19 protein-coding genes and 1 other annotated feature are annotated in these 13,312 nt (G+C 38.1%); of the genes, 2 read left to right on the top strand and 17 right to left on the bottom strand.

Features of this window, described 5'->3' with window-relative positions; all coding sequences use genetic code 11:
* Positions 1-48: 48 nt before the first annotated feature.
* The 15 genes from rplL to JNUCC76_RS01165 all read right to left on the bottom strand — a co-directional run bounded on the left by rplL (position 49) and on the right by JNUCC76_RS01165 (position 9,883).
* Positions 49-414 (bottom strand): 50S ribosomal protein L7/L12, encoded by a 366-nt coding sequence (gene rplL, locus JNUCC76_RS01235; RefSeq protein WP_002815934.1) that lies wholly within the window; start codon positions 412-414, stop codon positions 49-51.
* Positions 415-461: 47 nt separating this feature from the next.
* Positions 462-998, bottom strand: a complete 537-nt coding sequence (gene rplJ, locus JNUCC76_RS01230) for a 50S ribosomal protein L10 (protein WP_454155122.1) — start codon at positions 996-998, stop codon at positions 462-464.
* A 27-nt stretch (positions 999-1,025) separates the two neighbouring features.
* Positions 1,026-1,142, bottom strand: a sequence feature (ribosomal protein L10 leader region).
* A 37-nt stretch (positions 1,143-1,179) separates the two neighbouring features.
* A complete protein-coding gene (gene rplA, locus JNUCC76_RS01225) occupies positions 1,180-1,872 on the bottom strand; it encodes a 50S ribosomal protein L1 (protein ID WP_454155120.1) in 693 nt (230 codons plus the stop codon).
* Entirely contained in the window at positions 1,872-2,336 is a 465-nt protein-coding gene (rplK, locus tag JNUCC76_RS01220) for a 50S ribosomal protein L11 (RefSeq protein WP_002815940.1), read from the bottom strand. The genes rplA and rplK overlap by 1 nt, the downstream gene beginning before the upstream one ends.
* A 126-nt stretch (positions 2,337-2,462) precedes the next feature.
* The gene (nusG, locus tag JNUCC76_RS01215; RefSeq protein WP_002815941.1) at positions 2,463-3,041 is read right to left on the bottom strand and encodes a transcription termination/antitermination protein NusG; all 579 of its coding nucleotides are present in this window, start codon (positions 3,039-3,041) and stop codon (positions 2,463-2,465) included.
* Between the two features lie 78 nt (positions 3,042-3,119).
* A complete protein-coding gene (secE, locus tag JNUCC76_RS01210) occupies positions 3,120-3,296 on the bottom strand; it encodes a preprotein translocase subunit SecE (RefSeq protein ID WP_454155117.1) in 177 nt (58 codons plus the stop codon).
* Positions 3,297-3,306: 10 nt separating this feature from the next.
* Positions 3,307-3,456, bottom strand: coding sequence for a 50S ribosomal protein L33 (gene rpmG / locus JNUCC76_RS01205; protein WP_071951773.1), 150 nt, complete (start codon positions 3,454-3,456; stop codon positions 3,307-3,309).
* 40 nt (positions 3,457-3,496) lie between these two features.
* Positions 3,497-4,081 carry a TetR/AcrR family transcriptional regulator gene (locus tag JNUCC76_RS01200; RefSeq protein WP_454155114.1) on the bottom strand — a complete coding sequence of 195 codons (585 nt, stop codon included), beginning with the start codon at positions 4,079-4,081 and terminating at the stop codon, positions 3,497-3,499.
* Positions 4,082-4,166: 85 nt separating this feature from the next.
* The gene (locus JNUCC76_RS01195; protein WP_454155113.1) at positions 4,167-5,300 is read right to left on the bottom strand and encodes a D-alanine--D-alanine ligase family protein; all 1,134 of its coding nucleotides are present in this window, start codon (positions 5,298-5,300) and stop codon (positions 4,167-4,169) included.
* Between the two features lie 43 nt (positions 5,301-5,343).
* On the bottom strand, positions 5,344-6,348 hold the full coding sequence (locus tag JNUCC76_RS01190; protein WP_454155111.1) for a DUF2785 domain-containing protein: 1,005 nt from the start codon (positions 6,346-6,348) through the stop codon (positions 5,344-5,346).
* Positions 6,348-7,562, bottom strand: a complete 1,215-nt coding sequence (locus JNUCC76_RS01185; protein ID WP_454155109.1) for an FtsW/RodA/SpoVE family cell cycle protein — start codon at positions 7,560-7,562, stop codon at positions 6,348-6,350. The genes JNUCC76_RS01190 and JNUCC76_RS01185 overlap by 1 nt, the downstream gene beginning before the upstream one ends.
* A 126-nt stretch (positions 7,563-7,688) precedes the next feature.
* Positions 7,689-7,898, bottom strand: a complete 210-nt coding sequence (locus tag JNUCC76_RS01180) for a DUF2969 family protein (protein ID WP_454155107.1) — start codon at positions 7,896-7,898, stop codon at positions 7,689-7,691.
* A complete protein-coding gene (locus JNUCC76_RS01175; RefSeq protein ID WP_002815948.1) occupies positions 7,898-8,890 on the bottom strand; it encodes a rod shape-determining protein in 993 nt (330 codons plus the stop codon). Before JNUCC76_RS01175 ends, JNUCC76_RS01180 begins: the two co-directional genes overlap by 1 nt.
* 149 nt (positions 8,891-9,039) lie before the next feature.
* Complete coding sequence (locus JNUCC76_RS01170; RefSeq protein ID WP_072612985.1) at positions 9,040-9,261, bottom strand: DUF1146 domain-containing protein; 222 nt, start codon at positions 9,259-9,261, stop codon at positions 9,040-9,042.
* The gene (locus tag JNUCC76_RS01165; protein WP_454155104.1) at positions 9,233-9,883 is read right to left on the bottom strand and encodes a VanZ family protein; all 651 of its coding nucleotides are present in this window, start codon (positions 9,881-9,883) and stop codon (positions 9,233-9,235) included. The genes JNUCC76_RS01170 and JNUCC76_RS01165 overlap by 29 nt, the downstream gene beginning before the upstream one ends.
* 179 nt (positions 9,884-10,062) lie before the next feature.
* Between JNUCC76_RS01165 and JNUCC76_RS01160 the strand changes: the two genes are divergently transcribed.
* Complete coding sequence (locus JNUCC76_RS01160) at positions 10,063-11,058, top strand: ketopantoate reductase family protein (protein WP_454155102.1); 996 nt, start codon at positions 10,063-10,065, stop codon at positions 11,056-11,058.
* Between the two features lie 116 nt (positions 11,059-11,174).
* Positions 11,175-11,840, top strand: a complete 666-nt coding sequence (locus tag JNUCC76_RS01155) for a phosphatase PAP2 family protein (protein WP_454155101.1) — start codon at positions 11,175-11,177, stop codon at positions 11,838-11,840.
* A gap of 32 nt (positions 11,841-11,872) precedes the next feature.
* Here JNUCC76_RS01155 and nrdF read toward each other — a convergent pair whose 3' ends face one another.
* Both nrdF and JNUCC76_RS01145 read right to left on the bottom strand, forming a co-directional pair.
* Positions 11,873-12,850, bottom strand: a complete 978-nt coding sequence (nrdF, locus tag JNUCC76_RS01150) for a class 1b ribonucleoside-diphosphate reductase subunit beta (RefSeq protein ID WP_454155099.1) — start codon at positions 12,848-12,850, stop codon at positions 11,873-11,875.
* Between the two features lie 2 nt (positions 12,851-12,852).
* Positions 12,853-13,293: a class Ib ribonucleoside-diphosphate reductase assembly flavoprotein NrdI gene (locus tag JNUCC76_RS01145; protein ID WP_454155097.1), complete on the bottom strand. Its 441-nt coding sequence runs from the start codon at positions 13,291-13,293 to the stop codon at positions 12,853-12,855.
* Between the last annotated feature and the right edge of the window lie 19 nt (positions 13,294-13,312).

Genomic DNA, 13,312 nt, shown 5'->3' with positions numbered 1-13,312 from the left:
TACAAAAAAAGAAGTACAAAAGTACTCCTTTTTTTATGTTGAGAAAGATTACTTCACAGTAACTGAAGCACCAGTTGCTTCCAAAGATTCCTTCAATGCGTTGGCATCGTCTTCACTCAAGCCTTCTTTAACAACTGAAGGTGCATTGTCAACTAAGTCTTTTGCTTCCTTCAAGCCCAAGCCAGTTGCTTCACGAACTGCCTTGATAACCTTAACCTTAGCAGTACCTGCTGAAGTCAATTCTACGTCAAATTCTGACTTTGCTGCGGCAGCACCGTCAGCAGCACCTGCAGCTGCTACTGGAGCTGCTGCTGAAACGTTAAATTCTTCTTCGATAGCTGAAACCAAGTCAGCCAAGTCCAAGATCGTTGCATCCTTCAATGATGCGATGATCGCGTCTTTATCAAAAGCCATGATCTAAATCCTCCAAATGATTTTTATTTATGTTTTTTAGTTAAATATTATTCAGCATCTGTTGATGCTTCTGCAGCTCCTGCTGCAGATTCCTCTTCCAACTTGTCTTGCACTGCCTTAACAGCATATGCAAATGAACGAATTGAGAATTGGAATTCTGCCATCAATTGACCAAGCAAGCCTTCACGTGAAGGCAATGATGCATACTTGTTAATGTCATCGATATTAGCGATAGCGCCGTCAACGACACCACCCTTGATTTCCAAGGCTTTGTTTTCATCAGCAAACTTTTTCAAGATACGTGCTGGTGCAACTGCATCATCGTTTGAAAAGGCAACTGCTGAAGGTCCGGCAAAAATGTCGTTTAATTCAACGTAACCAGCTTTCTCAGCAGCACGTGTCAAAACTTTGTTCTTGATAACTTCAAGAACAACACCTTCTTCACGCAATTGATGACGTAATTCAGTAGATTGAGCAACTGTCAATCCACGAGCATCAACAACAACGGCAGAAGCAGCTGCCTTAAATTGGTCAGCAATTTCTTCAACTTTTTGTGCTTTAACTGCAATAGCTTTTTCACTCATAATGATATATCTCCTTTCTTTAAATTTATTTTGCAAAAGAAATCCCGTGCGCTAAAAGACACACGGGAAAAGTTTTTAAACTTCCTCGGCAGGATATTAAGATGCAAGCATCACCTGAGTCTTAGGCAAAATGGATTCAATTACTTAATAAATTCTACCAAACGAAGTTGACAATGTCAAATTACAATGTATTAATATCCAACGTTACTGCTGGACCAAATGTTGATGAAATTGACACGTGTTGTACGTAAGTACCCTTAACAGCAGCAGGACGAGCCTTAAGAACTGTTTCGGCGATCGACTTAATGTTTTCAGCCAACTTACCTTCTTCAAATGATACACGACCAACAGGAACTGCGACGTTTCCGTCACGATCTGTACGGTATGTTACTTGTCCGCCCTTGGCATCTGAAACAGCCTTAGTAACGTCCATTGTAACTGTACCAGTCTTAGGGTTTGGCATTAGTCCCTTAGGACCCAATGCACGACCTACACGACCGACTTGAGCCATCATATCAGGTGTGGCAACAGCAACATCAAAGTCTAACCATCCACCTTGGATACGTTGTACCAAATCAGCAGCACCAACAACATCGGCACCTGCTGCTTCAGCTTCCTTAGCCTTATCACCTTGTGCAAAGACAACAACTGTCTTATCTTTACCTGTTCCATTTGGCAACACAACAGCACCACGTAATTGTTGGTCTGCTTGACGTGTGTCAACGTTCAACTTGAAAACAACTTCAACAGAAGCGTCGAACTTGGCAAAATCAATTTCTTTTACCAATGAAACAGCATCGTTCAAAGCATAAGTTTTTTCAGCTTCTACCTTTGCTACTGCTGCAACATAATTTTTACCATGCTTTTGAGCCATTATTCTGCGTCCTCCTTGATTGCTGTACCTTCAACAGTCAAGTCAACACCGTCAACAGTTACACCCATTGAGCGTGCTGTACCTTCGATCATACGCATAGCGTTTGTAATATCATTAGCATTCAAGTCAGCCATCTTGTTTTCCGCAATAGCACGGATTTGGTCAAGAGTAACGTTTCCTGCCTTCTTTGTGTTAGGTTCACCTGAACCCTTACCAACAATCTTACGTAATTGATCAGCTGCAGGTGGTGTCTTTGTGACGAATTCGAATGAACGGTCATCAAAAACAGAGATTTCAACTGGAATAATTGATCCAGCTTGGTCTGCAGTACGCGCGTTAAATTCCTTAGTGAATTGCGCAATGTTAATACCAGCTTGTCCCAATGCGGGTCCAACTGGTGGTGCCGGCGTTGCTTTAGCGGCGGCAATTTGTAGCTTAACTACATTTACAACTTTTTTAGCCACGATATTTTCCTCCTCGTGTTGTGGTGAAACACAGCTTTAGTGCTGCTCCCACGCATGTCAATGACATACCATATTATCATAACAGAAAAAGACCAAAAACTCAATGCTTTTAGTCGTCTTTTCTAATTATAAAGAATCTAACGTTGTATCAACATCTGAAAAGTCAAGTTCTGTTGGTGTTTCACGTCCAAACACTGCTACAGTAGCTTCCAAAGTTTGCTTTTCTTGATCAATAGACGTTACTACACCCTCCATACCAGAAAATGGTCCAGAGATAATTTTAACTGTTTGTCCTACTGCAACATCCAAATCAACTTGCTCTCGTGTAACCATACCCATTCGCTTCATAAGCAAATCAACTTCTTCAGGAAGCAAAGAATTTGGCTTTGATCCAGCACCGTGAGAACCTAAGAAACCAGTAACACCTGGTGTGTTACGGACAACATACCAAGCCTCGTCTGTCATATTATCTTCATATGGCGTCGCCATTTCTACTAGTACATAACCTGGAAAGTCGTTTTCAACAGTTTGCTTAGCTTCGCCGTCTTGGATGGTTGTAACTTCTTGTTCGGGCACCAAGATGCGGAATATTTGCTCTGACATTCCCATTGTTTGTGTACGTGATTCTAGGTTTGCCTTAACCTTGTGCTCATACCCTGAATATGTATGCACAACGAACCATGATTTTTCAATTTCTTCAGACATTGTTTACCCCTTTTCAAAATAAAAAAGAACCCATCAGAGTCCTTGGTATCAGTAATTATTAGTATATCAAAAAAAAAACTATTTCGCCAGTAAGAAGTTGAATCCTTGTTGCAATAGCCAATCTATACCACCTAAAAACAACGCAAAAATAATCGATACAGTAATAACTGTAATTGTTTCCTTAGATGTCTGTTCACCTGTTAACCAAGTGACATTTTTCATTTCCTGTGCAACGTTTTTAAAATAGTTAATCATTTTGAATCCCTTATTTTGTTTGTTGATGTAATGTATGCTTGCCACAGTGTTGACAAAACTTACTTACTGACAAACGTTCTGTTCGATCTTTTGATAATGTTACTGTGTAATTGCGTGATCCACAAACTGTGCACGCTAATGATACTTTGTGACTAGCCATCGGACCGCCTCCATATTCTTCTAGTATCATACCATTGATACTATTTTTTTTCTACCCCATATAAAATGAGATCCAACAATTGTTGAATTCGTTCACGCATTGTTATTTGTTCCCCCAGTGAATGGAATTCACCAAACAATGTCGATAAGCTAGTAATGTAAAATGAACTAGCTATTTGTGCATCAACATTGTCACGCAACTGTATACTTTCAAAAAATTGTGCAATAGGACCGACATAATCCCGTCCAAAAATCATGCCCAGTTTACTTCGATGTGTTGCCGATAATGAATCAAAACTGTCATGTATTAATCTAAATACATCACGTGGATGCCGGAGTACAATAACCTGTGTTAAATCAACCAGTTGATCGATTGGTTCAACATATGTTTGCGATAAAATACTCTGCATATCCGTATAGGTCGACTCGCCAACACGTGAAATTACTTCAACAAATAATGACTCCTTATCACCAAAATGATGATACAAAGCGGGTTGACTAATGTTTACCTTCTTTGCTATATCTCGCGTTGTTGTTTGCTCAAAACCCTTTGATAAAAAGATTGTTGTCGCTGCTTCAATAATCTGTTGGCGACGATGTTCATTTTGTGAAATTACTTGTACCATGAACTTCTCCATTGCAGGGCTAAAGTATTTATTAATAATTTTTTTAAATAAATCTAAGCGGAAATGCTACTAATACTAAATTCTATTAGTTAAACTTCCCTATCTTTTCTTCTCCAAGTGACACAAATGAGTAACTCAACTTTTGATTTTGTGCAAAATCTTCAAACCCATAGTCAATCAACATATCAACTAGCTTGGCGTTGTTAATATCTGAATAATCCCACAAACGTTTAAATAATGACATATTCGTGAACCCTGGTAACGTGTTAGGTTCACCTAAGTAGGGCACATTATTTTCATCTAACAAAAAATCCATTCGCGCTTCGCCACGTAAATTCAATACTTTATAAGCATCTAAAGCCATTTGTTTAACTTCTTTTGTTACTTCTGGGGATAACTGAGCAGGGATTTCAAAGTGAACAGCAGAATTATCAACGAACTTATTATTATAATCATACCAACCGTCACCACTCCCTTGATTTGGCACTGTATGTGCACCAATCTCAGAGACAAGTGGCTGATCGTTACCAATGACTCCAACTTCCAACTCTCGGGCGCCATTAACCGCTTCTTCGATCAAAACTTTGTAATCATATTGGAATGAATCTGATAATGCTTCGGCATATTCTTCGGCATTGGTTACACGTGAAATCCCCACTGAAGATCCTTGATTAGCAGCTTTAACAAACACAATGTTGCCTAATTTAGCCACAATCTTTTCCCACGACCAATTATTTGCTGACTCAGGGTTCACCACAATGTATTTAGTATTGCGAATACCATTTACCGTCAGTAGTTCTTTCGTCAATGCTTTGTCAAAACTTACCGCATGGCCACGTAACGGTGCCCCCACATATGGTTTATCTAATAGTTTAAATAAACCTTGCAGTGTACCATCTTCTCCTAAGTTACCATGAACTACAGGGAAGAAAATATCAAAGTCACCCGCACTCTTTAAAGCATGGATGCGCGCCAATGGATCACTAGCATCGACTGTTTTCATGAAGGCGTCCACAATAGGCTGCTCATCTTCCAACGCAAGTATTCTCTTAGAACTTTCCTTATCTAAAAAGAAACCATTTTGGGCAATTGCAAAAACAATAATCTCATATTTACCAGTTGCTTCGATTGCATTATAGAAATTTTGCGCTGAACGCTTTGATACGTCGTGCTCAGAGGAATTACCTCCAAAAATAAGCGCTACTCTTTTTTTAGTCATCTTCCTGTCCTCATCTTGTATGTGCAATAAATATTTTAAATTATTATGCTAAATAGTTTTTTGTAACGCTCACATAATCAAATACCGCTTCTGGTACTTCATTTTTTCCACGTAGCAAAATTTCATGGAAAAACTGTGACCGATTATACAATTGCTGCCATTGTTGTTGTGTCTTTGGTGGTGTTTGAGTCACTAAGTCTTTTCGCCACATTTTTAAAGTTAACAATAGATAATCTGCATACAGCTCATGTTGCTTGGAAATATGAGTAACCACTTCTACTAAACGTTCTGTTTCGCCAAAAGTCAGCGGCTGTAATAATTCATGATAACCAGCAAGAACCGCACCCAAAACAAATACTTTATCGGCCCTCACTAAATCAGGCATTAAGAAAATCTCAGAAACAGCGTTTCCAATATGCGTAAAAGCATGCGCCCAACCATTTTCATTAATAAAGCCACGTCCATCACGTTCCAAAGCAGCATATAATGCCACCTGATCGATAACATGGTTCAATTGCGTCTCAGACATAAAAGGTGTCTTTATACGGTTTGAAAACAATAACAAAGATAAAACTAACACACTAAAAGAACGACGATAAATAGCGTCATTCTGAGGTTCAAGGATATGAGCGAATAATTGCTCATCCGAAACAAGATAATCCGTTAACCAACGCAATTGCTCCTCTGACAACAAATCATTTTGAATCATGTCGCTTAAGAAAAAGAACGCTCCTGTATCTCGATACTTTGGCAATGGACTAGCTAACTGTTCAACAATTAGCACCAAGTCCGTGTCTTTCACTTGAAAGTCAAAATCCTCCGTCGCTGTTTCTGATTCAGTCATTTGATCTGCCTGTTGCGTATAATTCTGCATACGTTTTAATGCAAATTCACCATCAACAGGCAACGAAACAGTTGTTAAAGATTGCGGAGGCATTTTATGTAGTGATTCCTTCATTAATTCCCCTAATGATTGGAACACATCCCCATTACGAACCTTTTGACGCAATGTTATAAATTCTTTTTTTAATTCATTTAATTTTATCATCAAATAAAAAAACCTGTCGTTTCTGTAAACGTGCTATTTTGACGCTGGTACCCTATAGAAAGGATCAATCCTACACCAATCATGTTTCCTAACAATGAAGAACCACCTTGTGAAACAAATGGTAATGGAATACCTGTTAGTGGTAATAATCCAATACTCATACCAATGTTTTCAAAGACATGAAACAATACCATCATTACAACACCCGTCGCAATGTAGGCATAAAAAGCACTTTGTGCTCTAAAAGTGGCACGAATTAATAAATAAATTAAACCGAAATATAACGCTATTAGGAAAGCACCGCCTATAAAGCCAAAACTTTCACCAATAACAGAAAAAATCATGTCTGATTCGCGCACAGGTACATACACCTTAAGACTTCCCCATCCATTGCCTGTCAATTGACCAGAACCTATAGCTTTTAAACTTTGATAAGTTTGATATCCATTCCCTGACGTATCATTTGCGGGGTTTAACCATGTATCAATACGAGAAAACTGATAAGATTGAAATCCCAACTTACTCAATATCGTCCGACCAGCTGAAGAAATAACCAAAGTTAACAACGTTGTGCCAATTGTCGCACCAATAATAATTACTGGGGCAAGTATTCGCCAGGTTACCCCTGAAACTAGTGCAACACCACCAAAAATAGCAACGAAAACCAATAAAGTTCCCAAATCATTTTGTAAAGCAATTAATGCAGCAACAGGTATAAAACAAATCGCCATTTTACCTAACAACAACCAGTCTGTTGATAATGCATGATTCGGATAATTTCTATTATGCTGTGCAACCACTCGGCTCAGCATCAAAATGAACGCCGGTTTAACAACTTCAGAAGGTTGAAATGATAAGGGGCCAATTACAAACCATGATCTGGCACCCGTAGAAGCATACATTGCTCGATTATAAAATATTAGCACTGCGACTAACAAAAAGATGCCTAATCCATAGGTAATAGGTGCTAATTTCCACAACTGCGATCCGTCAAATCTGACTAAAAAGACAATTAATAATACGCCTATAAACCAAAATGCGCCCTGGCTTATCACTACTTTTACAGCACTTAAGGTTGTCGCACCCTGCATATGTGTTGCTGCTTCATATAATGAACTCAAGCCGATAATCATAAATAGCAACAAAGCTAAAATGATTCCCCAATCAAGCTCTGATCCAGATGTTCGTCTTGAAGTTTGTCGTGTCTGTTGCATAGCATCTCCAGTATCTAGAACGGCACACTGAAAGAAAAAATATAAATTCAATTTTGTTAAGCCGCTTTATTTCTTTAAAAAAATTATGTACAAAGCACGTCATGATTAGTCACAACGTGCCTTATTTTAGTGATTTAGATTAAAACTTGCCAAGATAGCTTGCAAGGCCTCGTCTTCGTCTTTAGCTTGATTAATAATCGCTTGTTGACCAAAAAATCCAACAAAACCACGATCGGCTTTTTCAATGTAACCAATCTGTTTTTTATCTACTAAAACTTGTGTTTGTTGATCCTTTACAACCACTTCAACATCAAAGTTCTGATTTTTTCTTCTCATTATAATCCTCTGCGCCCGGACTTCATATGTTCAAGTAGGGCGCCAGCTCCTTTAGCAACATTATCTAGTGGTGAATCTGATACCACCACCGGTACTTCCAGTGCATCTGAAAGTAATTGATCCATGCCATGCAGTAACGCACCACCACCTGTTAACATGATACCACGATCAATGATATCAGAAGCCAATTCTGGTGGTAGTTTGGCCAAAACAGAATGGGCAGCACGAACAATTTGTTGCAATGTATCATGTAAAGAATCCTCAACTTCATTTGAGTTGATTGTTACTGTTTTAGGCATGCCTTCAAAATTATCACGACCACGCACTTCCATTGTCAAGGGCTCATCCGCCTGCAAAGCTGAACCAATTTGAATTTTGATTGTTTCCGCAGTACGCTCACCAACAATTAAATTGTGACGGCGCTTTAAGAAGTTAACAATGTCAAAATTCATTTTGTCACCGGCAATTCGAATGGATTCAGAAACAACAATGTCTCCTAATGATAATACGGCAATATCAGAGGTACCACCACCCATGTCAATCACCATTGACCCAATTGGTTTGAAAATATCCAGCCCTGCACCAACTGCAGCAACTTTAGGTTCATACTCAAGATAAACCTTTGCACCACCTGCTTTTTCAGCAGCTTGTATAATCGCTTTACGTTCAATCTCTGTGATATTAGTAGGTGCGCAAATCATAATGTTAGGTTTCGACATGAACCCTTTAACGTTAAGTTTGTCAACAAAATAGGTTAGCATTGCTTCTGTGACATCAAAATCTGAAATAACACCATCTTTAAGTGGTCGCACCGCGCGAATATTACCTGGTGTGCGTCCTACCATACGATAAGCTTCTGATCCCACAGCTAAAACTCGATCCGTTTTATCATCAACCGCCACAACTGACGGTTCGTTCAATACTATACCTTTTCCTTCTACGTAAATGAGAACATTGGCTGTTCCTAAATCAATTCCAATATCTTTTGCCATTTCATGTCTCCGAGACTTTAACTTTTATTAATGTTAATTATTTGCATATACAATCTACTAAATTATACCATATTGTAAAGACCTTTTTACGCTTGATTCTCATACAAATGGGATGCTCAACTAAAAATATCTTTAATAATTTAAAAAAGCTAATTCCCCAATACTGTGCTTGGTATTTGAATCACCCAATTTGTTGCTGAAACAAAAAAACTAGCCAAAAGATATCCTCCTATGATGGAGAGTACCACTTTCAAAAAAGCCGCTTGACGCGGTGTATATGGCATAAATCTGGCAAAATTTATTGGCTTAATTAGCCAAAAGAAAAAATAAATACATACAAGATTAAGACTTAATATAAAGATTGTGCTCATTTAAATTTCCTTTCTCAACATGTCTTGGAATAAAGTTTTTATCTTTTTTCATAACGAAAATTGTTATCAGATAGATAATATACCCCACCACACCCCCAGCTGTGTTCACAGCAAGATCATTCATATCAAAGATACGATTTGAAAGATAGAAGAATGTGCTGGTTCCCTGAATTATTTCAATAGTTAACGTTGTTAAAAATATTCTTGGCACAATACGAAGTAACCCTCGCCATTTTGGAAATAAGAACGGAGCTATAAACCCTAACGGCAGCAGTAACATAAAGTTACCAGTCATCTGATACCAGCTGAAGGCAACATTATCTGCATTAAACAACGATAAATGGGCGAATGAGTACTGTCCAAAACCGCCATATCCTTTTATCACTGCCAGATATGTTGCAAATGATGGCCATTTATAAAAGGTTAGTGTAAAAGCAGCAACCACCGTTGCATACATCGAGAGCATGGCACGCCCCAGTAGACCTCGCCATGAAAAGCTTTTATTGCGCAGTGCTTTTAATGTGTGACGTAATAAAATATACACACATAATAATGAGACTATTGTTGTTGCGTGCACACTTTGAGCGATATATTGTTGATTATTTAAGTATACTATATGCATACACTAATATTATATCAGCTAGGCTAAATGAACGTTATATGATTTGCTAATTGATTACTTTAAATTACAAACGCCATCATGATGTCAATAAAGTTGCCATTTGATACATCCATCACATTGACTTTTTGTGATAAAAGGATTAGTATTATCTCATCAAGTCTTTGGAGGTTATTATAATTATGAAATACACAGTTGTTGGTGCCGGTGCAATGGGGCTTCGTTACGGCATTTTGCTTCAAGAAAATGCCGGTGTCCCCGTTGATTTTGTCGAACCAACGCAAGCAAGCCTCGATAAGATTCACGAACAAGGTGATAAAGTTTGGAAATCTCGTGATCACAAAGACCGTCACGAAATTAAAATTAATATTTTTTCTCCTGAAGAATATGAAGGTACCCCTGATGTTTGGATTTTCTTCATGAAGCAAATGCAACTTCAAGATACCTTGGATCGCCTTTCACCTAAATTCAAACCTGGACAGACTGCCCTTGGTGCAATGAACGGCATGGGCCATATTGAAAAGTTGCAAAAGTATTTTGATGATGAACACATTATTGGTGGTACAGCAATGATTGCCACCGTCTTAAATGATTACGGCGACGTTGATTTCATGGGTGGCGAAAATATGGGTAGTTCTGTTTATGCTAATCTAACCGAGAAACCATCAACGGTTATGGATAAGATCCAAGATGATTTCAAGGCGGCGCACTTAAACCCATCTTATACGGAAAACTTTATGGGTACACTATTGACTAAAGTATTTTTCAACGCAGTTGAAAACTCTATCGCCACAATGTTCCAGTCGCGAATGGGTCAGCTAATGGCCTATGATAACTTTCTTGAAGGTATTGCTCGCCCACTAATTAATGAAGCTTACGATGCTGCTGAGGCAGCAGGTATTACACTAATTGAAACACGCGATGAAATGGTCAAGCAAGTCGATTATGTTTCAAATATTGGTAACCCACTTCATTTCCCATCAATGTATCAAGACTTTGTCAAGGGACGTCCAACTGAAGTGGACTATATTAACGGTTGGATTGCAGACTTGGCGGACAAAAATGGCGTCAATGCGCCTAACCAACATTTGGTAACAAATTTTGTACATCTAGCTGAATCGATGCGTAAGTTCACTCCACCCGTAAACAAATTAGCTCCAGACTATAAAGGCAACTAATTTCCTATCATCGGAAAACAAATATTGTGCATCGCAGAAATGATAGTATTGTAATTTCTATAGCGAATCCCTTATACTAGAAGGAGTTAAAAAAACTCTTTCTGGAGATCAGTACAATGATTATTTCCGTAAAAAATAAGCAATTGCGTTACGCGATTATCTGCTTTATATCTGCTCTTATTCTTAGTGTCTTTGTCAGAATAAAGTTTATATTTCCAACCATCATTGATAATAGCATTCATTCATTCATGGCAGGCATTCAAACTAGTCTAAATGATATCTTGATGACTGTATTTTCCTTTCTAGGTTCACCCATACTTGATGTCATTTATGTGTTGGTTCTAGCCGCCATCTTACTACTTGCCAATTTGCGTATTCCAGCTATTTGGGCGGTTACCACAATTATTCTAGGAAATATTTTCAATGCCATTATTCGACTCAGCGTCGATAGAAGCCGTCCAGTTGGTCATTTGCTCAGCGACCAAGGATCATCATTTCCTAGCAGTCATGTGTTTGGTATATTTTCAGTCATATTCATTCTTTCCTTGCTTGTTATTCCTAACATCGAGTCGCCACGAAAACAGTTCTTCATTTCTTGGGCAATAACTGTTATTGGCATAATGACTTTGATGTCACGAATATACTTTAACGCACATTACTTAAGTGATACAATAGCTGCTGTCTTATTCGCGTACGCTTGGATTATGTTTGCTGGAAAGTTGTACCCAGTATTAGCAAAACTTCTTACATCACTATCCTTCTTCTCACATGATGAAATTTAAATAAAAAAAGAATCGCAATTGCGATTCTTTTTTTATTCTAATCCAATATTATAATCATCATCATTCATTGCTTCAACTTCACCCAATAGATAACCATTTCCAACACCTGAGAAGAAGTCATGGTTTGCTGTCGAAGTTGAGATTCCATTCATCACAACTGGATTAACATCTTCCGCTCCGTCAGGGAACATTGGCTCTTGGCCTAAGTTCATCAAAGCTTTATTAGCATTGTATCGTAAGAATGTGAGCACTTGTTCTGTCCATCCTAGGTCATCATACAACTCGTGTGTATATTTCTCTTCATTTTCGTACAATTCATATAACAGATCATACATCCAGCTTTGTAATTCTGTACGTTCTTCAGCCGAAATCTTATTAAACCCAATTTGAAACTTATAGCCAATGTACGTACCGTGAACCGATTCATCACGAATAATTAGTTTAATAATTTCCGCAACATTTAACATCTTATTATGCCCCAAGAAATACAATGGCGTGTAAAAACCTGAGTAGAATAAGAAAGTCTCTAAGAAGACCGAAGCAATTTTTTTCTGTAGCGCTGAACCATTATGGTAAATGTCATTAATTCTATTTGCCTTGTATTGCAAAAACTCGTTAGAATCTGCCCATTCAAAAATTTTCTCAATCTCAACTTTTTCATTTAGTGTTTCGAAAATTGATGAGTATGACTTGGCATGAACTGATTCCATGAATTGAATATTGTTCAATACCGCTTCTTCTTTTTGGTTCGTAGAATCTAACTTTAATTGCGCCATACCATCTTGTGATTGTAACGTATCCAAAGTCGTTAATCCACCAAAGACCAAGTTCATTGTTTGACGTTCTTGTTCGGACATGTTACCACGCCAAGTACGTAAATCGTTCGAAATAGGAATTCGCGTGTCTAACCAAAACTGTTGCGTTAACTTTTCCCATGTCGCCTTATCTAATTCATCTTCGATGTTATTCCAGTTAATCGCTGTGTATGAACCGTTGTTTATATGTGCCATTGTCATTCTCCAAAATAAGGTTTTATCTTATTATATATCTTTTCTGCATCAAACTTGCTACCTCGCAATTCATAGGCTGCAATCATCGGAACATCAAATTTTTTTCCGTAACGAATCGCTGTTAGGTTAAATTGGATGTTGAAGTTTCGGTTCCCAGAACCAACCACGCCTTTTAAGTATCGCACATTATTACCAAATGTAATATAATCGCCCAAGGCATTTGTAAAAATTTCTTTAACTTCCGGTCCTGTTCCAGTACCGCCTGTTAGATAAGTTGGCACGAAAGCAACATAAGGTTGTGTTTCATTTGCATATTCTGTTTCATCACCAATTAAACGCGCGGAAAATCCATCACCCTTAGATTCAGCAACAGCTGCTAACTTTTCAATAAACGATTTTGTATTACCTTCAGTAGAGGCATAAAGAATATTTATAGTTGTCATTAATTCCTTCATTTCATAG

The sequence above is a fragment of the Leuconostoc sp. JNUCC 76 genome (genome assembly GCF_053667755.1).
Note: the sequence above shows the minus strand (reverse complement) of the source record. Positions and strands in the feature narration are given on the sequence as shown.

Excerpts from the sequence above, each read along its gene's own strand:
- JNUCC76_RS01170 (WP_072612985.1), bottom strand. The coding sequence starts at position 9,261 with ATGAGCACAATCTTTATATTAAGTCTTAATCTTGTATGTATTTATTTT.
- JNUCC76_RS01145 (WP_454155097.1), bottom strand. The coding sequence starts at position 13,293 with ATGACAACTATAAATATTCTTTATGCCTCTACTGAAGGTAATACAAAA.
- rpmG (WP_071951773.1), bottom strand. The coding sequence starts at position 3,456 with ATGGCTAGTCACAAAGTATCATTAGCGTGCACAGTTTGTGGATCACGC.
- JNUCC76_RS01155 (WP_454155101.1), top strand. The coding sequence starts at position 11,175 with ATGATTATTTCCGTAAAAAATAAGCAATTGCGTTACGCGATTATCTGC.
- JNUCC76_RS01160 (WP_454155102.1), top strand. The coding sequence starts at position 10,063 with ATGAAATACACAGTTGTTGGTGCCGGTGCAATGGGGCTTCGTTACGGC.
- nusG (WP_002815941.1), bottom strand. The coding sequence starts at position 3,041 with ATGTCTGAAGAAATTGAAAAATCATGGTTCGTTGTGCATACATATTCA.
- JNUCC76_RS01175 (WP_002815948.1), bottom strand. The coding sequence starts at position 8,890 with ATGGCAAAAGATATTGGAATTGATTTAGGAACAGCCAATGTTCTCATT.
- rplL (WP_002815934.1), bottom strand. The coding sequence starts at position 414 with ATGGCTTTTGATAAAGACGCGATCATCGCATCATTGAAGGATGCAACG.
- nrdF (WP_454155099.1), bottom strand. The coding sequence starts at position 12,850 with ATGGCACATATAAACAACGGTTCATACACAGCGATTAACTGGAATAAC.
- rplJ (WP_454155122.1), bottom strand. The coding sequence starts at position 998 with ATGAGTGAAAAAGCTATTGCAGTTAAAGCACAAAAAGTTGAAGAAATT.
- JNUCC76_RS01190 (WP_454155111.1), bottom strand. The coding sequence starts at position 6,348 with ATGATAAAATTAAATGAATTAAAAAAAGAATTTATAACATTGCGTCAA.
- JNUCC76_RS01165 (WP_454155104.1), bottom strand. The coding sequence starts at position 9,883 with ATGCATATAGTATACTTAAATAATCAACAATATATCGCTCAAAGTGTG.
- JNUCC76_RS01195 (WP_454155113.1), bottom strand. The coding sequence starts at position 5,300 with ATGACTAAAAAAAGAGTAGCGCTTATTTTTGGAGGTAATTCCTCTGAG.
- rplA (WP_454155120.1), bottom strand. The coding sequence starts at position 1,872 with ATGGCTCAAAAGCATGGTAAAAATTATGTTGCAGCAGTAGCAAAGGTA.
- JNUCC76_RS01200 (WP_454155114.1), bottom strand. The coding sequence starts at position 4,081 with ATGGTACAAGTAATTTCACAAAATGAACATCGTCGCCAACAGATTATT.
- JNUCC76_RS01180 (WP_454155107.1), bottom strand. The coding sequence starts at position 7,898 with ATGAGAAGAAAAAATCAGAACTTTGATGTTGAAGTGGTTGTAAAGGAT.
- JNUCC76_RS01185 (WP_454155109.1), bottom strand. The coding sequence starts at position 7,562 with ATGCAACAGACACGACAAACTTCAAGACGAACATCTGGATCAGAGCTT.
- secE (WP_454155117.1), bottom strand. The coding sequence starts at position 3,296 with ATGATTAACTATTTTAAAAACGTTGCACAGGAAATGAAAAATGTCACT.